At 53.3% G+C, this 21,253-nt stretch carries 15 protein-coding genes and 1 rRNA gene; 1 reads left to right on the top strand and 15 read right to left on the bottom strand.

Going from position 1 to position 21,253, the window contains the following annotated elements; genetic code table 11:
• Nucleotides 1-325, bottom strand: a 16S ribosomal RNA gene (locus C7820_RS26390); the annotation flags it as partial.
• A 473-nt stretch (nucleotides 326-798) separates the two neighbouring features.
• Between C7820_RS26390 and C7820_RS26385 the strand changes: the two genes are divergently transcribed.
• On the top strand, nucleotides 799-2,046 hold the full coding sequence (locus C7820_RS26385) for a molybdopterin-dependent oxidoreductase (RefSeq protein WP_116233536.1): 1,248 nt from the start codon (nucleotides 799-801) through the stop codon (nucleotides 2,044-2,046).
• Nucleotides 2,047-2,067: 21 nt separating this feature from the next.
• Here C7820_RS26385 and C7820_RS26380 read toward each other — a convergent pair whose 3' ends face one another.
• From C7820_RS26380 to C7820_RS26320, 14 genes are all read right to left on the bottom strand, one after another.
• Nucleotides 2,068-3,930 (bottom strand): transglycosylase domain-containing protein, encoded by a 1,863-nt coding sequence (locus tag C7820_RS26380; protein ID WP_116233535.1) that lies wholly within the window; start codon nucleotides 3,928-3,930, stop codon nucleotides 2,068-2,070.
• Nucleotides 3,927-4,169 carry a hypothetical protein gene (locus tag C7820_RS33340; RefSeq protein ID WP_147306307.1) on the bottom strand — a complete coding sequence of 81 codons (243 nt, stop codon included), beginning with the start codon at nucleotides 4,167-4,169 and terminating at the stop codon, nucleotides 3,927-3,929. Before C7820_RS33340 ends, C7820_RS26380 begins: the two co-directional genes overlap by 4 nt.
• Nucleotides 4,170-4,262: 93 nt before the next feature.
• Nucleotides 4,263-4,547: a hypothetical protein gene (locus C7820_RS26375; RefSeq protein WP_116233534.1), complete on the bottom strand. Its 285-nt coding sequence runs from the start codon at nucleotides 4,545-4,547 to the stop codon at nucleotides 4,263-4,265.
• Nucleotides 4,548-4,818: 271 nt separating this feature from the next.
• Nucleotides 4,819-6,840, bottom strand: coding sequence for an NAD-dependent DNA ligase LigA (gene ligA, locus C7820_RS26370; protein WP_116233533.1), 2,022 nt, complete (start codon nucleotides 6,838-6,840; stop codon nucleotides 4,819-4,821).
• Nucleotides 6,841-6,874: 34 nt separating this feature from the next.
• Nucleotides 6,875-9,202 carry a DNA helicase PcrA gene (gene pcrA, locus C7820_RS26365; protein ID WP_116233532.1) on the bottom strand — a complete coding sequence of 776 codons (2,328 nt, stop codon included), beginning with the start codon at nucleotides 9,200-9,202 and terminating at the stop codon, nucleotides 6,875-6,877.
• Between the two features lie 162 nt (nucleotides 9,203-9,364).
• The gene (pcrB, locus tag C7820_RS26360; RefSeq protein WP_116233531.1) at nucleotides 9,365-10,051 is read right to left on the bottom strand and encodes a heptaprenylglyceryl phosphate synthase; all 687 of its coding nucleotides are present in this window, start codon (nucleotides 10,049-10,051) and stop codon (nucleotides 9,365-9,367) included.
• A gap of 195 nt (nucleotides 10,052-10,246) precedes the next feature.
• The gene (locus C7820_RS26355; RefSeq protein WP_116233530.1) at nucleotides 10,247-11,119 is read right to left on the bottom strand and encodes a phosphatidylinositol-specific phospholipase C/glycerophosphodiester phosphodiesterase family protein; all 873 of its coding nucleotides are present in this window, start codon (nucleotides 11,117-11,119) and stop codon (nucleotides 10,247-10,249) included.
• A gap of 199 nt (nucleotides 11,120-11,318) precedes the next feature.
• Nucleotides 11,319-12,203, bottom strand: coding sequence for a dTDP-4-dehydrorhamnose reductase (rfbD, locus tag C7820_RS26350; RefSeq protein ID WP_116233529.1), 885 nt, complete (start codon nucleotides 12,201-12,203; stop codon nucleotides 11,319-11,321).
• Nucleotides 12,200-13,228, bottom strand: coding sequence for a dTDP-glucose 4,6-dehydratase (gene rfbB / locus C7820_RS26345; RefSeq protein ID WP_116233528.1), 1,029 nt, complete (start codon nucleotides 13,226-13,228; stop codon nucleotides 12,200-12,202). Before rfbB ends, rfbD begins: the two co-directional genes overlap by 4 nt.
• Nucleotides 13,229-13,251: 23 nt before the next feature.
• Nucleotides 13,252-13,797, bottom strand: coding sequence for a dTDP-4-dehydrorhamnose 3,5-epimerase (rfbC, locus tag C7820_RS26340; protein ID WP_116233527.1), 546 nt, complete (start codon nucleotides 13,795-13,797; stop codon nucleotides 13,252-13,254).
• A 345-nt stretch (nucleotides 13,798-14,142) separates the two neighbouring features.
• Entirely contained in the window at nucleotides 14,143-16,656 is a 2,514-nt protein-coding gene (locus C7820_RS26335; protein WP_116233526.1) for a U32 family peptidase, read from the bottom strand.
• A 464-nt stretch (nucleotides 16,657-17,120) separates the two neighbouring features.
• Nucleotides 17,121-19,085, bottom strand: a complete 1,965-nt coding sequence (locus C7820_RS26330; RefSeq protein WP_258875428.1) for a copper amine oxidase N-terminal domain-containing protein — start codon at nucleotides 19,083-19,085, stop codon at nucleotides 17,121-17,123.
• On the bottom strand, nucleotides 19,085-20,239 hold the full coding sequence (locus C7820_RS26325) for a S1C family serine protease (protein WP_116233525.1): 1,155 nt from the start codon (nucleotides 20,237-20,239) through the stop codon (nucleotides 19,085-19,087). The genes C7820_RS26330 and C7820_RS26325 overlap by 1 nt, the downstream gene beginning before the upstream one ends.
• 237 nt (nucleotides 20,240-20,476) lie before the next feature.
• On the bottom strand, nucleotides 20,477-20,686 hold the full coding sequence (locus C7820_RS26320) for a hypothetical protein (protein ID WP_076174517.1): 210 nt from the start codon (nucleotides 20,684-20,686) through the stop codon (nucleotides 20,477-20,479).
• Between the last annotated feature and the right edge of the window lie 567 nt (nucleotides 20,687-21,253).

The following is a 21,253-nucleotide window of genomic DNA, read 5'->3' as shown; positions in this document are numbered from 1 at the left end:
TGTGGCCGTTCACCCTCTCAGGTCGGCTACGCATCGTCGCCTTGGTGAGCCGTTACCTCACCAACTAGCTAATGCGCCGCAGGCCCATCCGCAAGTGACAGATTGCTCCGTCTTTCATCATCTCCTCAGGAGAGGAAATGAGATATCCGGTATTAGCTCACGTTTCCGTGGGTTATCCCGGTCTTGCAGGCAGGTTGCCTACGTGTTACTCACCCGTCCGCCGCTAACCATCAGGAGAGCAAGCTCTCCATCAAGTCCGCTCGACTTGCATGTATTAGGCACGCCGCCAGCGTTCGTCCTGAGCCAGGATCAAACTCTCCAAGAAAGTTTGTAGCTCATTTTGAATCTGACGAGATTGATTTAATCTCAGTTTAAAACATCATCCATTTGTTCAGTTTTCAAGGAACTTGATCGCTGCATTCGACATTATTTTCAAATCCGACGCAGGATTATATTGTATCATGCCATTCATTTCGTGTCAACACTTATTTAGCAAGCATTGAGAAGATTTGAATCACCGCCTTGTTTAGCGGCAAGAAATAATATATCACGGATACCGCCTATTATGCAACAGTTTTTTTAAATTTATGTTGTGGTAAAATTTACTTACTTATTGTTAGCCAATTCTCTTCTTCACTGACGTAACTATAATGCATTAACAGTTGATCGCCAGGCTTAGAATTCTGTTCTTGCTGTATTGGTTCTCACCATGTGCTTATCTACTCAAAAGGATCATAAGTAGAGGGTCAATACTCGCAGTACCGTTACTTTGTGTTTTCTTAACAAGGAGGCTGACAAATGAGCGATTGGTTAAACAAGATCCGCAAGGGCATCGGCAAGAAGCTGGCCGCCATTCACCGCTGGAACGCATGGATGGTTGCCTTTCTGGCATTTAGCGGAGTGATTCTTCCCCTTGGGTTCTGGCGCGAGGCGCTTGGCGGAGGCAGGGTCTGGCTGAAATGGCTCCATATCGGTGTCGGCTTGGCCCTGCTCCTTCCCGTCGTCTACTACCTCTTTCTGGCGGGCAAGCACTGGAAGCTGCTGAAGGACCGCCCGAAGCAGAAGTGGAATGTCATCATCGTACTGTTCCTGCTGGCCGGCTGGTTTCTTTCCGGGGTGGTATTGTGGCAGTTCAGAACATTCGGCCCGGCATGGTCCAACCCCGCTCTGACGATTCACGACCTCTTCACATGGGTGGGTCTGCCTTATATCATCTATCACTCGGTTACCCGTACCCAATGGCTTAAAGAGCCTCACCGGCGGACGGTAAAGTCCGGGGCTGACCGGCCAGCTGCAGCAAATACTGCAAACGAGCCGCTCTACACGCGCAGAGCTTTCATCCGATCAGCGATCGGGGTAGGTATGGCGGTAGCGTTCGGGCCTTCTTTTATCAAATGGCTGGGCAGCAGTATCGGTTCGTCTCAGCAAAACATGGAGGAACTTCTCGAAAGGGATGCCAACCATCTGGTTCCGGCACCCACGCCTGCCGCGGAATCCCTCACTCCAATCGGTGGAGGGGCTAAGGGTAATTTTCGCATCTACACGGTAACCCCCATTCCCTCATTCGATAATGCCAACTGGTCTTTTACCGTAGATGGGCTCGTTAATAAACGGCTGCAGTGGAACTGGGAACAATTCGTAAACCTCCCACGTCTGGTCCAGGTCAGCGATTTTCACTGTGTCACCGGTTGGTCAGTGTACCATAACACTTGGGAGGGCATTCCCCTTAAAAAATTGTTGGATGAAGCCGGGGTTCAGCCCGCGGCACAAACTGTGAAGTTTTATTCGGGCGACGGGGTCTACACGGACTCTATAACGATGGAACAGGCTCGCATGGACGACATTATGGTGGCCGTTCTGCACGACGGCAAGCCCATTCCAAGCGATCTCGGCGGTCCGGTACGGCTGATCGTTCCCCAAATGTATACTTATAAGTCCGTCAAATGGTTAAACCGGATTGAATTGATTCAAGGCGACCATATCGGCTATTGGGAAGAACGGGGTTACGATAAAAATGCCTGGCTTCCGGACGCCAAAAGGACATAACTCGCTCCGGCAGCCCTTCAATCAACGTTCAAGCCCCCTCCTCATGACCGCTGAAAACAAGGCGGCGGCCTTCCCGCTGCCTGCGGTCATGTAATGATCCGCATCCGTTCTGTCAAACCCCATCCATACAGCCCCAGTCCATTCCGACGTATAGCCGACGAACCAAAGATCGCGGTTTCCCTTGCTGCTGCCGCCGGGCAGGTCAAGCTGCGTCGTGCCGGTTTTGCCCGCTACCGGCCGGTTCATCCTCGCTTTCATGCCTGTACCCTCGTTCACGACGCCGCGCAGCATGCTCGTCATATTTTCCGCCGTCGAATGCGAGATGACTTGGCGTTCATCCGGACGGTAGGCATACAGCACCCGACCTTTTGAATCCGTAATCTGCCGTACGAGATGCGCGTCACGATAAATCCCTCCACTGGCAAACACGCTGTACGCCTGCGCCATTTTCAAGGGAGAGACGCCGGAATGAACGCCGCCAAGCGCAATGGACAAATTAGCATCCTCAGATGTAAGCGGAATGCCCAGCTTCGCTGCGAACTGTGTCGCCTTTGTAATCCCTACCTGCTGCAGCAGCCATACGGCTGGAGCATTTACAGACTGCTGCAGCGCTTGCCTCATGGTCATTTGCCCCTGATAAGCTCCACCCAAATTCTGAGGCTTGTAGCTCCCGTAAGCTACCTTGCGATCCTGAAGCATGCTGTCCGGTGAAAATTCACCGCTCTCAAGGGCCGGGCCGTAAGCGATAATCGGCTTAAAGGCGGAACCCGGCTGCCTGGCATCAACCACGGCCCGGTTCAAGCTGCCTGCAGCAGGATGCCTGCCTCCGGTCAGCGCCACGATCTCTCCCGTCCGATGATCCATAATCACCATCGCTGCTTCAACCTGCTGATCCTTGCCGTCCGGCGGAAAGAAATCCGGGTTGGCGAAGGTATCTTCCAGTGCAGCCTGTGCAGCCATATTCATTCCCGTTACAATGGTATACCCACCTGTCTTCAACTCTTCCAACGTTTTGCCTGTTCGCTGTGAGGCTTCCTTGAGAGCAGCATCCATATAAGAGGCCCCCAGCACAAGAGGATTCACCTTTGCCGGCGGCTGATATTTCGTATTCATAGCAGAGATCATGTCTTCACGGGTGATCAAACCTTGCCGCTTCATAATACCAAGCACTACGTTGCGCCGTTGTATGGGCAGGTCGCCCTTATGTAACGGATTGTAAATGGACGGTCCCTTCGGAATGGCAGCCAAGGAGGCGATTTGCGCCACACTGAGCTTTTTCAGATCCGTCACCCCGAAATAATGCTCCGCCGCAGATTTGATGCCGAATTGCCCATCCCCCATGTAAATCTCATTCAAATACAATTCCAATATGTCATGCTTGGACAAGCGTTTCTCCAGAGACAAAGCAATAGAAGCCTCGTTCAGCTTGCGCAGCAGCGTTTGATCCCGGTTCAGATACAGATTTCGGGCCAGCTGCTGTGTAATGGTGCTGCCGCCTTCCGAAATCCGCATATGGGTGGAGTTGGTGTATACCGCACGCGCAATCCCTTTGTAATCCAGTCCATTATGTCTATAAAAACTCCGGTCCTCCACCGCCAAAAAAGTGTCCAACAGCAAATCAGGCATTTCTTCCAGGTGCGCCTTGGCCCTGTAGCCCGACTCCGGCAGTGGTATTTTCCGAAGCTTGGTCCCATCCGATGCCACCAGGATGCTCGACTCCGGCAATACCAGTTTCTCGGGATGACGCCCCACGACGATGCCTCCGTACGTATGTACATAAAACAAACCCGCCAGTACGATCACCGTACCGATGACCGCGACATCGAACGAGAGGTAGAACCCCCTCATCACCTTACGCCAAACCTTTGCCTGCAGGCTGTTCATGACGCCGTCATCAGGCTTTCCAGAAGCCTCTCCAGTCCTTGCGCTTCCCGCTTCACGGATTCCATATCGAAGTCTGGCGGCCGCTGACTGTCCAAATCCGCAGCCTCCAATGTGCGGAGCAGAGATTTGATTCGCAAAATGACCGCCATGACCTCTTCGTTGTCCAAAAGCGGAGTCGTTTCATTTTGGATGGGCGGTGTGGATATTCGATCGGCTGAAGATGCTGGAGATGTTGTCATCCATCTACGAATACCTTGTAAGTGGCTCGCCAATGCCTTCAACTCACCACCGGTGGCAACTTTCAGTTCACGGAAGGATCCTCGATCTGCCAGCTACTCCGCCGCTCTCACGATCTGTTTCATATCATCCGCAAGCTTTTGCGAGCGAAGCATGAACAAACCGGCAAACACGATCAAAAAAACAACGGCGGCTATCGGCGTTCTACCAATATAGTTCACCAAACCACGGGCCAGCCTGGCAAAAAATGAATCGGGCGAAACATGCGCATAGGACCACACAAAGACACGGTATGTCAAAAAGAGAACGATACCGCTCAACAAAGTGCTGCCCGTCACTGTATACAGATAAGCAGCCCGAACCGTTAACCATTTTCTCAAAACTCAGGCCTCCTCTCAGCAAAGCGGAAAACTCACCTACCTATGCGCAAAAGGATACCAGACAATTCTTAACAAACACCCGCGAAATCCTTAACATTCCCTTAAAATTCCACCGCAAGCAGAAATCCGGCTTCATGCAGAGAGCCCCTTCATGCGAGTTCCATCGAAGATCAAAACAGCAATGTCAGCATGAGATAAAAAGAAAAAGCCCTGGACCCATTTTTCAATGAGCCAGGACTGTGTTATCACTTCCTAAAGTCACGTTCTATAACTAGTTCGATTCTTCGTTCAAAAGACGGATGAACTCGTCCTCGTCCTCGATCACCTGGATGCCGAGCTGCTTCGCTTTGGCAAGCTTGCTGCCGGCCTTCTCTCCGGCAATGAGCAGGTCCGTCTTGGCCGAGACGCTGCCCGTCACTTTCGCTCCCAGCGCCTCCAGCTGCGCCGACGCCTCGTCGCGGGTCATTTGGTGCAGCGTGCCGGTCAATACGACCGTTTTCCCACTAAAGAAGGAGTCGGTTTTAACCGCCTGAGGTGCCTCAGGAGCCTTCGCCTGCACGCCGAGGGAGAGCATTTTCTCGATGCCCGCTACCACAAACGGATCAGCAAAGAAGTTCACGATGCTCTCGGCGACAATGCCGCCGACATCCGGAAGAGCGATTAACTCCTCTATGTCGGCTTTCATCACGGCGTGGAGATCACGGTAATGGTCCGCCAGCATTTTGGCTGTGGATTTGCCGGTGTTGGGAATACCCAATGCGTACAGGAAGGAAGCGAGATCCCTTCCCTTGCTTTTCTCAATCGCCTCCAGCAGATTCATCGCCTTTTTCTCGCCAAAACGATCCAGCTTCACCAGCTGCTCAAACGTCAGCTCATACAGCTCCGCCGCTTCGCGCACGTTCAGTTCGTCGTACAGCTGTCCTGCCGTTTTATCGCTGAACGTCTCGATGTCCATCGCGTCACGGGAGGCGAAATGCGTAATCCGTCCGATGATTTGCGGCCTGCAGTTCAGCTTGTTGTTGCAGAACAGATGGGCGCCGCGCATTTCCAGCGGGAAGCCGCACGCCGGGCAATGCTCCGGATAAATGATTTCACCGCCGTCGTTCTCTTCGGTCACTTTACCCAAAATCTCCGGAATGACGTCGTTAGAACGGCGGATAAACACGCGCGTACCCAGCGCATATTTCAGGTTTTTGCGCTCGATGTCCCCCACGTTGTTCAGCGTACAGTTCTGGACGGTAACGCCTGCCAGTTCCACTGCTTCTACCCGGGCGAGCGGAGTTACCTTGCCAGTGCGGCCTACGTTCCAGCTGACGGATTCCAGCACGGTCGTCGTCTCTTCCGCCTCGAATTTGTAGGCTACCGCCCAGCGAGGGAATTTGTCCGTATACCCGAGCGCCTCGCGCGTGCGCATGTCGACGATTTTGATAACCGCTCCGTCAATGAGATAGTCCAGGCTGGAACGGCGCTCCTGAATTTCGGCAAGCTGTTCCATCACATCGTCGAAGTTATCGAAATACGTGATGTAAGGATTGACTTTAAAATGATTTTCCCGCAGAAAATCCATCATTTCCTTATGGCTGTCGAACCGGATGTTATCCGAATAGCCCACGTTGTAGAAATAGGCATTCAACCGACGCTCGGCGGTCACCTTCGGATTCAGGTTGCGCAGCGCTCCTGCTGCCCCGTTCCGGGCGTTCTTGAGCGGCTCAGCCGCCGTCTTGTTGTACTCCTCAAGGACAGAAAGGTTCATAATCCCTTCGCCCTGCACCTCGATCGTTCCGTCCTTATATGGAATGCTCAAAGGCACAGACTTAATCGTCTTGATCTGCGGAAGGATGCCTTCGCCGACTACACCGTTTCCGCGCGTGGCCGCCTGGACCAATCTTCCGTTGGTATAAGTCAAATTAAGCGTGAGCCCGTCAAATTTCAGCTCCACCGCATAGCTCAGCTCGGGCAGAGGGTTATCCGGGTTTTTCTTGTTATAGTCTTGAACCAGCCTTACAGCCCTTGCGTTCCAGCTGCCAAGCTGTTCGATATTTTGGGCCTTATCCAAGCTCCACAGCGGAGCCAGATGACGATGCTGGACAAATCCTTTGAGCAGCTCTCCCCCTACACGCTGTGTCGGAGAATCCGGCAGCGTCATGCCGGTCTCCTTCTCCAATGCAACGAGCTGGTCGTACAAAGCGTCGTACTCTTTATCGCTAATGACAGGCGCATCCAGCGTGTAGTATTGATAATTGTGCTTATTCAGCTCGGCTACGAGCTGCTCCATGGTCAACTTCGGATCCATGCAGGGTCATCCCTCCGTCTATAGATTCATAATTTTAATTTTCCACTTTGGTGATCGGCGCAAACCCGGCTAAAAGGCGTTTCACGCCAACCGGGGCCGGAAAAGCGATCTGCAGCTCCGTATCGTTGCCGCTGCCTTTGACCGAAACGACCGTCCCGATGCCCCATTTGCCGTGGGAGACCTTGTCTCCCGCCTTCAGGGCGGTGAGGTCCGAGGTGCTGCCCGCTGCTGCCATTTTGGCTGGAGTGGAGGTAGTCACCGTCACCCGGCTCTCCCGGCCAACCGAAGTGGCCGTCGAACCGCTCTGCGAAGATGGCGCAGCACTTCTGCCGAAGTTGCTTCCGCCGCTGCCAAAACCTCTGCCGCCATAAGAACCGCCAATGTTGCCTCCGCGGCGGTAGCGATCACGGGCAACGACCGTATCTTCCTTCAGCTCTTCCGGGATCTCATCCAGGAAGCGGGAAGGCGGGTTCGCCGTCGTCCGGCCGAACAAGGTGCGCATCTGCGCGCAGGAGAGGAACAGTTGCTGCTCCGCGCGGGTAATCCCGACGTAAGCCAGCCGGCGCTCCTCCTCCAGCTCCTCATTATCCTGGAAGGCCCGGCTGTGCGGGAATACGCCTTCTTCCATGCCGATGATAAACACCACCGGGAACTCCAGCCCCTTGGCGCTGTGCATCGTCATCAGGACAACCGCATCCGAGCGGTCTTCCTCGCTGTCATTCATGCTGTCGATGTCGGCGATGAGCGCCAAATCGGTCAGAAACGCCACCAGCGACTTATCTTCATTATTCTTCTCAAATTCCATCGTAACAGACAGGAACTCGTCGATATTTTCCAGGCGGGACCGGGATTCAAGCGTATTCTCGCGCTGCAGGTCGACCCGGTACTGGGACATTTCCAGTATTTTTTCGGTCAGCTCAGTGACGGACAGGTACTCCACCATCTGATGAAGGGCCGAAATCATATCGTAAAACTCCACCAGCGCATTCCGGGTCCGTCCGGCAAAGCCCAGATCGTCAACGAACTCCAGCACGCGGAAGATGGACGCTCCCCGTTCGGCAGCCGCTGCTGCGAGCTTCGCCACCGTCGTATCGCCGATGCTCCGTTTCGGAACGTTAATGATCCGCGTCAAGCTGATATCGTCATCCGGATTGGAGAGCAGGCGCAGATAAGCCAGCATATCCTTGATCTCTTTGCGGTCGTAGAACTTGATGCCGCCGACGATTTGGTACGGAATGTCCGACTTGATCAAAATTTCCTCGATCACCCGGGACTGGGCGTTGGTCCGGTACAGGATGGCGTGATCCTGGTACGACTTGCCCTGATTTACGTTCTTGCTAATTTCCGAGGTGACGAAATACCCTTCGTCATGCTCCGAGTCGGCCCGATACACTTTAATCTTCGCGCCTTCGCCTTTATCGGTCCACAGCTTCTTCGGTTTACGTCCGGTGTTCTGTCCAATGACTTCGTTCGCTGCGTTCAGAATCGTCGCGGTGGAGCGGTAGTTCTGTTCGAGCAGAATGGTGCGCGCTTCCGGATAGTCCTCTTCAAAATTCAAAATATTGCTGATGTCCGCACCGCGCCAGCGGTAAATGGACTGGTCGCTGTCGCCGACGACGCAAATCCGGTGATGGCTGTCGGCCAGCATCCGGCACAGCATGTACTGCGCCCGGTTCGTATCCTGGTATTCGTCGACATGAATGTACTGGAACTTTTTCTGATAAAAATCCAGCACTTCCGGCACTTCCTTAAACAGCTGGATCGTAGCCATGATCAAATCGTCAAAATCCAGCGAGTTGTTGGCCTTGAGCCGCTTCTGGTACATCGTGTACACCTTGGCGACCAGGCCTTCGAAATAGTCTCCCGCCTTCTGTTCATACTGCGCCGGCGTCACCAGTTCGTTCTTCGCCGTGCTGATCACGGATTGGATCGCCTTCGGCTCGAATTTCTTCGTGTCAAGGTTCAGATCCTTCATGCAGTTGCGGATAACGGACAGCTGGTCTGTGGAGTCCAGAATGGAAAAGTTCGAGGTGAATCCGATGCGTTCAATATCTCTCCGCAAAATGCGGACGCACATCGAGTGGAACGTGGATACCCAAATGTCCCGGCCCTCATTGCCGACCAGCTTGGCTACCCGGTCCTGCATCTCGCGTGCGGCTTTGTTGGTAAACGTAATGGCCAGAATACCCCAAGGCGGAGCTTTGCGGGTTGCAATCAGGTAAGCGATCCGGTGTGTGAGAACCCGGGTCTTGCCGCTCCCCGCGCCGGCCATGATGAGCAGCGGCCCATCCGTGGCTTCCACGGCTTGGCGCTGCTGCGGGTTCAATCGTTGTATTGCCTGTTGTATATCAATAGGTTGCATGCGTGCATGCTCCTTCCTGCTATAGAAATTCACAAATATGATAGGACATCATAAAAGCGGTATGCAGTGTGGCCCAACGGCCAGCATCTATTATACCGGTTAGCGGTTATATGCATTTGGGGATTAGAGGTAGTACCGACGACGGTCTAAATCCACTTACTTTTATTCCTTAACAGCCTTAACCGTCAGCAGCGCCTGCTTCAAATTTTCGTAAACGGCGTTGCCGACGACGATGGTGTCGCATACGTCAGCAGCCTGACGGGCCGATTCGGCATCCTTGATGCCTCCGCCATAGAACAGCTTGGCCCCGTTCAGCGAGCGGTGAATGTGACGCACGGTCTCCATGTCCCCGAACGTCCCGCTGTACTCCACATAGACAACCGGCAGAGACATCAGCTTGTCCGCAACCTGGGCATACGCCGCTGCTCCGGCCGCATCTAGCTCGGTCTGTGCTCCGGTCAAGCGGGCAACCGTGGAATCCGCGTTCAGGACGATATATCCTTCGGGAACGAGCAGCTCCCACGGGATCATGTAACCATATTCCTCTACCGCCCGCTGATGATGGCCAACGAGCCATGCCGAATCCGAAGCATTGAGCACCATGGGGATCATATACAGATCAAAACCCGGTACGATCGCCTCCAGATCGGATACCTCCAATACGCAGGGCACCTCATATCGCCTAATACGGGACAGCAGCTCCACGGTGTTATCGAACGTTATCCCGCTGGACCCGCCCACCATGACGGCGTCCGTACCGGACATACACACCGCATCCAGCGCCTCATCGGAGATCTCCTTATCCGGGTCAAGCTTAAACACATGCCTCCATGGCATAATCATTTGCATCAAACGGCATTCCTCCACGACAAATCTTCATAAATCTAGTCTATGTCAGCACCGGGTGAGTGTCAATTTGTGTTCGCATAAAATACGAACATTTTTTCGCCAATCCGCCGCACGCAAAAAAGAAGATATGCTCCGGGTAGAGAAGCATATCTTTCAGGTCATAAACGATTCATCCGATGAACAATATGGATGCAATTACCACCCGAGGGCAACCAGCCAGCGGTTGTCTCCAAGCTCTTGTTCCGTTACAAAGTCAGAATACACGCCCGTAACCCCCATTCGCTGCAGCCTGCCAATTTCGGAAGGATCGTTAATCGTATTCACATAAGCCGTGATGCCCGCTTTTTTCAGCTTGGCCAGAAAGTCTGGCTTCGCCCGGGATTCCGGGATCGTAACCGCCTCAATCGAATGGCTGGCAGCGAAATCGATGACTTCCTGATCCGTATCCTTGGTCGCATACAGCGTGTATATAATGGACGGAAACTCATAAATACCGTTCACCATGTCCAGCATCGGCTGATCGTAAATTTGCGGCACGACCCTTTTCAGCAGCGCGGGATCGCGTTTTTTCGCCGTATCTACGAGGATCTCCAGCTCTTTTTGCATATCCGCCGGCTCCTGCTCCTTCGTATCCGTCACGATATAAATATCGGGATAATGCTCCATCAGGTCCAAAATATCCGACCAATCCAGCGGCTCGTATGTGCCGAGGATTTTACTGTTTTTAAAGTCGCTGTAGGTCAGTCTCCCCGACTGCTTGTCCTCCGGAAGCTCACCCTTTTGCCCCAGCAGCTCGGTCATGTACTGCGTCCATTCGTGCCTGGCCACCAAATGGCCGTCCGCCGTCAGAAGCAGATCCACCTCGAATACACGGTTTCCTTTTTCGTAGTTGGCAATAAACGCCTCGTAGGAATTTGTATACGCATGCTCGCGGATTCCGCCCATCGCGTGGGAAATGACCCGGTAATCGGTAAAATTGTTGTTGATGTCCTTGGAGCTTCCTTGGGGAACCCACATCATCAGGCCGGCCGCCACGACCAGCGCCAGCAATGCCACCCATTTCCTCATCGATATCACATCCTTTTCACCAGCGTAAGCGTGAGGGGAGCGTGTCTGATTCGTTGGGAGCCGAAGAAAGAGATTAGTATGTAGAGATTACCCGGACGGGAGGGGTGTCAAACGATGAGGGGGGAGGGGAATGCTGGGAAAAGAAAAAAGCACCGCAGCAGACGGTGCCTGATCGAACTTTTCATTAGAGAGTTCTAATCTACTCTATTCCTTGATTTTTGATTTTTGGTAGGTAGATTTGAATAAAATCATGCAGTCCCTCTCGCCAATCCCTCAAATCAGTCAGCCCATTGGCCCGAATCGCCATGTGATCCATGACCGAATATGCAGGACGGGGAGCAGGACGTGGAAATTGAGCCGTTGTGCAGGGTTCAAGTCGGGCGGTCAGCTGGATTCCAGCTTTGCCCGCTTCGTCAAAAATAGCCCGGGTGAAATCAAACCAGGTACACTGCCCCGCATTGGAGGCGTGGTAAATCCCGTATTTCTCCGTTTGGACGAGTTCGAGCAGAAAGCGGGACAAATCTACTGTAAACGTAGGAGAACCCAGTTGGTCGTTGACGACCTGCAGCACGGGCTTTTCTTGACCGAGGCGTAGCATCGTTTTAACAAAATTGGCTCCATGCGCACCATATACCCAAGAGGTCCGAACGATGAAGTACCGGGAAGACAGGCTCTGCACGAATTGCTCACCAGCCTGTTTGGTTTTGCCGTAGACGCTCTGGGGATCAGTCACGTCATATTCTCGGTAAGGAACCGAAGACCTTCCGTTAAAAACATAATCCGTGCTGATGTATACCAGCTTGGCTCCGCAGTTCTCCGCTGCCGTCGTCATATTCCTGGTGCCGATCGCATTAACCCGGTAAGCCCCGTCAATGTCCGTTTCTGCCGCATCCACGGCCGTGTAGGCCGCGCAGTGGACAATCGTGTCCGGCCCGAAATCAGCAACGGCCTGCTGGCATGCATCCAAACGGGTAATATCGAGCATGGAGCGCCCGCAGCCCAGAACCTGATGCCCCGCTTGCTGGAACAAGGCAGTCACATCCCGGCCAAGTTGTCCTTCAGCTCCTGTCACAAGGACTTTCATAAGCCGTCCCCCAAACGGGAACCGTACTGCTTCTTGTAATAATCCTGATACTCACCGGACTGAATACGCGCCCACCAATCCTTATGATCCAGATACCACTGAATCGTCTCCTTGATGCCGGATTCAAAATCGTACTTCGGCTTCCATCCAAGTTCCCTCGTTATTTTGGTAGGATCGATTCCGTAACGGCGGTCATGCCCCGGCCGATCCTGAACATGCGTAATTAATGATTCCGGTTTACCTAGTTCCTCCAATATCGTTCTGACGATATGAAGGTTCGTCCGCTCATTGTTGCCTCCAATGTTATAAACCTCGCCCGGCTTGCCCTGATGGATGACAAGGTCGATGGCAGAACAGTGGTCTTCGACGTACAGCCAGTCCCGAATATTCAACCCGTCGCCGTAAACAGGCAGCGGCTGCTCGTTGAGGGCGCGGGAAATCATGAGCGGAATCAGCTTTTCCGGAAACTGATACGGACCGTAATTGTTGGAACAGCGGGTGATATTTACGGGCAGTCCAAATGTTTCATAATAGGCCCGGACCATGAGATCTCCTCCGGCTTTGCTCGCGGAGTAAGGACTGTTCGGAGCCAGCGGTGTTTCTTCCGTAAAAAGGCCCGTATCACCCAGCGTACCGTATACCTCGTCGGTGGACACCTGAACGAATTTGGTCACCCCATGCTTCCGGGCTGCATCGAGCAGCACCTGCGCCCCCAGCACATTCGTCTTCACAAAAATATCCGGTTCCAGAATGCTCCGGTCCACATGGGATTCAGCCGCAAAGTTGACGACGATATCGATCCCCTGTTGAAACCATGATTCCACAGCCTCCGCATCGGTAATGTTGGTCGCCGTAAATGAATAATGAGGATGATTCTGGACGGAGCTGAGGTTTTCAAGGTTGCCGGCATAGGTCAGCGCATCCATATTGACGATTTCCAGTTCAGGATACTTTTGCAGCATGTATATAATAAAATTACTTCCGATAAACCCTGCTCCGCCGGTAACGAGCATTTTCCTTTCCATCGTTTGATCCCTCCTGGTCGTAATCAAAAGTTAAGCTCCGCATCCTTCAGCAGAGGATGGCGCTGATCTTTATCCGACAGGATCGGACTGGAGACCGGCCAATCGATGCCAAGCGCAGGATCGTTCCACAAGATGCCCCGGTCATGTTCAGGAGAATAATATTCATCCACCTTATACAGAACCTGCGTACCCGGAACCAGCGTGCAGAATCCGTGGGCGAACCCTTTGGGGACAAGCAGCTGCCGCTTGTTATACTCACTAAGAATCACGCCGGTCCACTCTCCAAACGTCGCTGAATCCCGCCGGACATCCACTATCACATCATAAATCACACCGCTCAGAACGCGGACCAGCTTGGTCTGGGCTTTGGGGTTCAATTGATAGTGAAGGCCGCGGATGACGCCCGCCTCTGCGGAGAGCGATTGATTATCCTGAACGAATGTGTGCGTAATTCCCTGCTGGCGCAGCACAGCCTCGTTATACCCCTCCATAAAAAAACCCCGGTTGTCACCATGAACAACAGGTTCAATCCATATGGCATCTGCCAAGCGTAATTGATTCACTTTCACACGGAAGGCCCCCTAATGGTAGTCTTGTAAGTAACCAAAATCGAATTCATTCTTATTAATATATGGTGCTACCAAACCGTAGGGTGATCTATTGGTCCGCCCTTTTTAAGTCATAAATCATCTTAGGGAAAACTGTTTCAAGGGAGTGGGGTCAGAGAGGATTAGGGGAGAATCGAATGAGCTGTAGTTAACACTTCCAAATTCCATATATATACAATACACCATACATCCAGCACGAGGAAATGAATATTTTAGAGATAAAAAACAAGCCATTATCATAAGCATTAGCACATAAAAAGGCAGAATCCGCACGACATGGCGGGATTCTGCCTTCATTTATTTTTCTTATTTCACCAGCTGTCCACGAGTTACCCCCAGCTGATTCGTCGCCTTCAGCGTCTTCCACACCTGCGTGCCGCTGATTTCGCCGCGCAGGGCACGGTTGTACAGGTCGATGACCTCGTGCACCTGTTCAGGCGTTTCCTCCAGGAACTCGACGCGGTAGGTCGAGACGCCGAGGTCCATGAAGTTCGTCAGGTACTCGGAACCGGACTGCTCGATGGCGTTGTAGACCGTGTTGCGGCAGCCCTCGTCCACGCGGACCGGATGGGACATGCCAATGCGGTCCTGCAGGGACGCCCGGTGCGATTCGCACGGACGGCCGCAGTTCGTGAAGTCGGTGCCTTCGCTCAGGAAGGTACAGTACACGCAGTGCTCCGTATGGAACATCGGCAGATGCTGGTGTATGACGATCTCCATCTGCGACGTTTTGGAGCGCTCCAGCAGATCGACCATTTGCTGGATGTTCAGGTCGTAAGACGGCGTGACCAGGTCACAGCCGGCTTCGAGGAACAGATCCACCGCTTTGTGGTTGGCGATGTTCAGCGAGAAATCGCCAATCAGCTGCGGATGATCGGCATCCGGGTTTTCCATCCGGTGGCGCAGGTAGAAGTACAGCGCCCCGGTGTTGCGCACAAGCACGGCGTCCGGCTTGAGGCGCAGGATGTTTTTGTGGTAGCCGTTCTCGTTTGGCATATGGATGCGCGGCGTCGCCAGCGCGATCCGCTTGCCGGCGGCATGAACGGCTTCCACCGCTGCCGGGAACTGCTTGATGAACTCGAAGTCGGCGTATATCATCTCTACGCCGGCTTCGAGCGCAGCCTCAACTTGCGGGAGGCTGCGGCACAGCGCGGTGAGCTTCGCCTCACCGCGGGCCACCGGCGATGCGCTGTGCGCGGCATCGCCGTACACGGTTGCCGCCCGTTTCACGTACACGGGCGGCTTCGGGCGCTCGCCTGCGAGCAGCTCCACCGCACGGCGGCGGATATTGTTCAGCTCGCGCATCGGCACGATGACGTCACCCTGCAGGTCGACGTCCAGCTTCTCGAGCTGGTAGACGGTGCCGCCCAGGCGGCCGAACTGCTCCTCGAGCAGAGCGTAATCCATCGGCCGCTTCTTGGCGATTTCCAGCTCCATCTCCGAGTCCACCTGCACCGTCGTGCCCTTCTGCACGTCGGTCCAGACGGTGGTCAGGAGACCGCCGGCATGGCCCACGGCTTTCACATGTACCGGGAACACCCGGTACGGCTTCTCCGTTTCGAACGTTTGACGCAGACGCTTGTCGAGCGCCGGATCGTTCGTTTTCCAGATGCGGTCACCGACATGCAGCTTACGCAGGTCCACGTCGCTCCGGCCCGGAACGATGTCCACGATCCAGCCTTCGCCGGCCTCCCCGTCAATCTTGACGCCTTTGCGTCGCAAATCGTAAATCCGTCCGCCCTCTTCCTGCTTTGTCGGGTCGCCGGCGTCGAACACGATGCCATCCCCACGCTTCAGCGGAGCTTCGATCTTGCAGACGACGCCGTCGCGCAGAATCTTTTCGACCCGGCCGACGTACACGCCGCGGCTTTTCGGGAACGTGCCGTCGACCAGTTTTTTATTGTTCGTGCCTTCGAGGAATCCGTGCGTAAAACCGCGCGAAAAGCTCTGCTGCAGCTCGCGCATTTCCTCTTCGCTCGGCGGCGTATTGTCGCCGTCAAAGTAACGGTCGATCGCCTTGCGGTACTTGCTGACCACGTTGGCCACGTACTCGGGGCTCTTCAAGCGCCCTTCAATTTTAAAGGACGTGACGCCCGCCTCGATCAGCTCAGGCATCAAATCGATGGCCGCCAAGTCTTTTGGCGACAGCAGATAAGCCACATCGCCCATCGGCTTCTGCTCGCCGTCCACGATCAGGTCATACGGCAGGCGGCAGGCTTGCGCGCATTCGCCGCGGTTGGCCGAGCGGCCGCCCCACATTTCCGACGTCAGGCACTGACCGGAATAGGAGACGCACAGGGCGCCATGCACGAACACTTCCATCGGAAGCTTCGCCTGTTCCCCGATTTTTTGAATCTGCTTCAGGTTGTTCTCGCGCCCAAGCACGACACGCTCCATGCCCCACGGCTTGGTGAATTCCACCGCTTCCGGTGAAGTGATCGTCATCTGGGTTGAGCCGTGAATCGGGAAGTCCGGGGAAATTTCCCGGATCAGCTTCACCAGCCCCAAATCCTGTACAATCACAGCATCCACGCCCGCATCGATACAGGCGTCGATCAGTTCCTTGGCATCCTCCAGCTCGTTTTCAAACACCAAAATGTTAAACGTCAAAAAGCCCTTCACGCCATAGCTGTGAAGAAACGACATGATCTCCGGCAGCTCCGCCATCCGGAAGTTGTTCGCCCGGGCACGGGCGTTAAACTTTTCCACGCCGAAAAAGATCGCATCCGCTCCGTTGGCTACTGCCGCACGCATGCAGTCCCAGTCGCCGGCCGGCGCCAGAAGCTCCACGTCTTCCCTTCTTAATGCTTGTTTGTTCATCTATATCCTCCCAAACCGGTCCTGCCGGTTCAAATTCTAGAATTCTCGTACTCATTGCTGACCTAACGAAAAGAATCACCAGCACCACTTCTGCTTTAACTTATCTAGTGTACCAGACATCTTCCGATCCTTCTACTATCCCCACGAATTATCTCGATTCCCATAGGAAGGCAGCAATTTTCGCATTACATACTATCAGGTTATCCGTGTTTGGTAGGGTGCAAACCAGGTGAATGGACCAGCGAGCATTATATAGTGTGCAAAACTCCATATGCAGCAAAACCAAAGCACCTCTAAGACGTTACCGCAGACGCCCGGCACATCACAAGCCAAGCCATCACCCTCTAACGCATTTCAGATCCCGCCAGCCACACCAAAAACCGGAACAGCCTTCGGCTATCCCGGTTCCTGATCAACATATATTCTACTGCTCTTATTTGCAGCAGCTATCTAACGTCCACCGGTCAGCTCTGTCCGGCAGCCGCAGTGGTCTTGACGTCATCTTTTTTCGTAAACGTAAAAGAATTCAGCGTCTCATCCAGCGTCTTCTTCTGAATATCCGTGGCGTTGGCGTCATTCAGGGACGCGGACAGCGTGTACACCGTGCCGTTATGCTGAACGACGATTTGGCGTGCGCTGTACGGAATGCCGTCCTTCACCTGGTGGATGGAAAAGACGACAGCCGGCTCGCCGGCAAAGGTCGTATTCTCTACCTTTTCCAGCTTCAAATCTTTCTGATACTTCACGGCTTCATTGTAGAACGACTTCAGCTGGCTTACGGCTTCTTCAAAGGAGCTATCCTTCTCGGCCGTGATCATCATGCGTCCGCCCACGAACTGATACTCCACCGGCGACAGCTCAAACTGGTCGCGATTCGCGCTCCAGTACTGCGGAATACGAATTTGGTACTGATAGGTTTTGGACGTCTTGGTCGTTCTCTTGGATTTATCGATCAGGAACGTGTTCTCTTCCATACTCCCGAAGGATTCCGGTACGACGGTAAAATCAATGTTGATCCCGTTCATCAAATCTTTGAACTTGGCCACATCCGCCGGCTGGTCTTCCGGAGCTGCATATTCCACATAATAGCGGTAACCGTCCTTCAAAATCATCACTTCATATTCACGGATCCAGCCGTCACCGTAGTTATACCTGGCTTCGTTCACCAGCGCCTGTTCCCCGGATACCTCCAGCGGGTAAGTATTGACGACCTCATACGAAGTTTTGACGAAAGACTCTTCCAGCCATTTCTTCATCTGTCCGCCCCACTGGTCGAGCGAGTCGCCTTTGGGTCCAGTGGACACGTTCAGCTTCAAGTAGCTGCCGTCCTTGCTTTCATAATACATGTCCGCATTGTCCATGCTCCAGTCGGCCGGGATGTCTAAAGCAATGCCGTAATCCTCGTTATACACGCCGCGCATGCCATTTTTGACAGTCGACAGATCCTTCACAGTTTTGTCCGCCGGATTAAAGCTCGTATCAAAAGAGTTCAGCAGCCCGGCATATTTATTCAGGTCCTTGTAGTTGGACGCCTGCAGATCAGCAAAATACAGCTCGTACAGACGATTATGGCTCGAATACATCCGGCACTCCCAGAAGGTTCCGTCCCCGTCCTTGGTCACAATACGGGCATACGGCACCTTTGCTTTCGGGAAGGTCCCCCGGTCCACTACCATCTCGCCGCCTTTTTTGGCGTCCTCCACCAGCCGATCCAGCAAATCATCGGTGCTTAGATCCGCATCCTCATCAGAAGCGTGGACTTCAATGTAGTACTTTTCCTCTGCATCGTTAAAAGACGCAATACTCTCGGTCTCATCGCCGCTGCCGACGATCAGGCCGCTCGGATAATTCATTGTCCAGCCGTAGTAGCTGTTGCCGATCTTCGTCTTGCCTACGTCCGAATCGATCCCCGGATCCTGCGGACTGGCATCATCCTCCGAAGGTTTCAGGCTGATCACCCATTCCCCCGCCGACCCTGTATTCATTTGCGCTCCGATGCCTTGCGCCACCACACGAAGCGGAACCATCAGGGTGCCGTTCATCATGGACGGGGCAGCCTCCAGCTTCACTTTGCGTCCGTCCACCCAAGCCAGATGGCTGTCGATCGTTAAGCTGATCTGATGAGGGCCGTATCCGATTTTGACCACATTGTTTTTTTCCAGCTTTACTTCGCTGCCGAACGCTTTGCTGAACACGCCCAGCGGAACCATTACGGTTCCATTTTTCTTGAACGGCTTCAAAATTTGTACGGTCTGCCCGTTAATCACCGCCGCGGTGCTTCCCGTCTTGAGCTGCAATGTCAGCTTGTCCGAGCTGCTGTCCGCCCACGCGGGCAATGCGGCTGCCAGCATGATGATGCCGGCCAGTGCCGCCGATCCGATGTTACGCAATGCGCTTCCCTTCATCCGTGACTGTCCCTTCTTCCCCATTAAAATTCCTCTCCCGGTCCGCTCTCGTCATTGTAGGCGTCACCATCGGCGCCCGCCTGCGACAGAACCAGCTTCCGCTCCACGATATCCCCGCCGCTCTGCATCAGCAGCTTAACCGTTTGCCCCGGTAAAAAGGACTTAAACATTTCGTTGATGTCCACGACCGAGGTCACCCGCTTGCCGTTAATGCTGTAGAGCACGTCGTCTTCCTGAATGCCGGCTTTTTTGGCCTGATCCGAAAAGACCTTCGTAACGGTTAACGGATCATCCGTCGGCAGTCCGACAATGGCAGACCAGCTCTCTTCCATGTTGAAACCGAGGCTTGGGCGCTTCACTTCCCCATACTTGAACAGTTGTCCCATCACGTACTGCACCGTATCCGAAGGGATGGAAAAGCCCATATTTTCCACGCCGACGGCTGCGAACTTCAGGCTGTTGATCCCGATCACCTCGCCCCGCATATTGACGAGCGGCCCCCCGCTGTTGCCAGGGTTAATTGCCGTATCGCTTTGGATCAGCCGGTAAAAAGCGTTCACGCCCCGGTTTAGACCGCTGACAACGCCCACCGTCGCTGAATTGCGCAGGGAAAAAGAGATCGGCGTACCGATCGCGATGACCTTCTCCCCTACCTGCGCAGTTTGTGCGGACTTGGCAAAGACCGCTGGCACTAAAGATTTGGCATTGATTTTGATTAAGGCAATATCACTTGTTTCGTCTATGTATGAATCCACAATGCTATACGATTTGCCGTCGGATGTGACGACCAGCGTACCTTCCAGTCCGTTCACCACATGCGCATTGGTAACGATCCAACCGTTGGACTTCACGATGACTCCTGTACCGTGCGCCAAATTGTAGCGGTTGGTCGCGCCTCCCGTCAGCGTCGTATCCGTCGAGCGGCCGATAATCCCTACAACCGAAGGCGATATGTCTTTGACGATTTGCGGGACCGGATCCGCTGCCACCTGGATGTTGACCTTTTTTGCTGTAGATGCGCTTGATGCTGCTGTTTTTGCCTTCTGCGCAGCTTGTCCCGCCTTGGATGCCGTTGTGGCCGTTTTGCCTGTGCTCTGTGCCTCGGCCGCAGCGCTTCCACTGACGAGCACGATCGTGCTGAGCAGCGTAATGACCCACTTTTTCCCCGTCGGTTTCATTCCCTCACCTGACCTTATCTTTATCTTGATCTGCAGATCTCCGGAGTCTATCCTTTCCCCTGAATCATAGCCTCAATGTATCACACAAACCGGGCGTGTACAATTGCTGGAAGCCCTATATTTAATAGGAAATTTCCACAGCCTGAATCCCAATGGCTTAAACAAAAAAAGACCCCTTGTCCGCCGGTTAGCGAAAGGTGTCTTCATTCGTCGCAATTTCGTTGGAGTTGTATCCGTTTAGCTCATCCAGTTCTGGATCATCGCAAAGTCGGACGCTAAAAAGACCAGCAAGCAAATCACGCTGAATCCGATTGCAAATTTGTTCTTAACCGGTTGCTTCACCAGACGGATAATCCCGATCAGGATCAAAATCGTAAACAGAATCATGAATACGTCAAAGGTATTGAATTTGGATGCAGCCGATGCAGCAGCTTCTGCAAGCAACATGGTTGGACCTCCTCTTGTGGCTTCGCTCAATTTACATATCTCTCTACATGTTATCGTTCTGGGCGATGAGATGCAAGACTTCGGATGTAAAAAATTGAAATTGTCATAAAATCGCCTTTTTCTGGTAATTGGGGCTTGTCGCCTCAGATCAATTACCATGTGCATGTGTAGAAACCTAATCCTTAATATTATTACCCCGGTTGGCTGCAATTTATGAAAAATGGCGCTTATTTCCGGATGGCTCATGGATCCTGCTCAGTCACCATGGAGGTTGGGATGGCGGATATATCCTAACGTATAAGAAATCCATATAAGTGAAAATTGAATTGGATGATGGGGCAAGTACGTAAAATGTCCCTACGATCCCTCTTGTTTTCGGATTTCTTGATTGTATTGAACCCACGTAAGGTAAAAAATCCGAAAGCCAAATGTGACCGCTTCGCTTCTTCGGAATCATTTTACTCCCTTGCTTACATCGTATTCTTTGGTTCAACTTACACAGAATCTCCAGAACATATACCTTCTTCATTACAAAAAAATCATGCCTCCCCCGCCTCGCGGCGGAAT

This window comes from Paenibacillus sp. VMFN-D1, from assembly GCF_003386155.1.
Classification (GTDB): Bacteria; Bacillota; Bacilli; order Paenibacillales; family Paenibacillaceae; genus Paenibacillus_AQ; species Paenibacillus_AQ favisporus.
The sequence above is the reverse complement of the archived record's forward strand: the minus strand, read 5'-3'. Positions and strand labels throughout refer to the sequence as shown.

Excerpts from the sequence above, each read along its gene's own strand:
- C7820_RS26385 (WP_116233536.1), top strand. The coding sequence starts at position 799 with ATGAGCGATTGGTTAAACAAGATCCGCAAGGGCATCGGCAAGAAGCTG.
- C7820_RS26380 (WP_116233535.1), bottom strand. The coding sequence starts at position 3,930 with ATGAACAGCCTGCAGGCAAAGGTTTGGCGTAAGGTGATGAGGGGGTTC.
- C7820_RS33340 (WP_147306307.1), bottom strand. The coding sequence starts at position 4,169 with ATGACAACATCTCCAGCATCTTCAGCCGATCGAATATCCACACCGCCC.
- ligA (WP_116233533.1), bottom strand. The coding sequence starts at position 6,840 with ATGGATCCGAAGTTGACCATGGAGCAGCTCGTAGCCGAGCTGAATAAG.
- pcrA (WP_116233532.1), bottom strand. The coding sequence starts at position 9,202 with ATGCAACCTATTGATATACAACAGGCAATACAACGATTGAACCCGCAG.
- pcrB (WP_116233531.1), bottom strand. The coding sequence starts at position 10,051 with ATGCAAATGATTATGCCATGGAGGCATGTGTTTAAGCTTGACCCGGAT.
- C7820_RS26355 (WP_116233530.1), bottom strand. The coding sequence starts at position 11,119 with ATGAGGAAATGGGTGGCATTGCTGGCGCTGGTCGTGGCGGCCGGCCTG.
- rfbD (WP_116233529.1), bottom strand. The coding sequence starts at position 12,203 with ATGAAAGTCCTTGTGACAGGAGCTGAAGGACAACTTGGCCGGGATGTG.
- rfbB (WP_116233528.1), bottom strand. The coding sequence starts at position 13,228 with ATGGAAAGGAAAATGCTCGTTACCGGCGGAGCAGGGTTTATCGGAAGT.
- C7820_RS26335 (WP_116233526.1), bottom strand. The coding sequence starts at position 16,656 with ATGAACAAACAAGCATTAAGAAGGGAAGACGTGGAGCTTCTGGCGCCG.
- C7820_RS26330 (WP_258875428.1), bottom strand. The coding sequence starts at position 19,085 with ATGGGGAAGAAGGGACAGTCACGGATGAAGGGAAGCGCATTGCGTAAC.
- C7820_RS26325 (WP_116233525.1), bottom strand. The coding sequence starts at position 20,239 with ATGAAACCGACGGGGAAAAAGTGGGTCATTACGCTGCTCAGCACGATC.
- C7820_RS26320 (WP_076174517.1), bottom strand. The coding sequence starts at position 20,686 with ATGTTGCTTGCAGAAGCTGCTGCATCGGCTGCATCCAAATTCAATACC.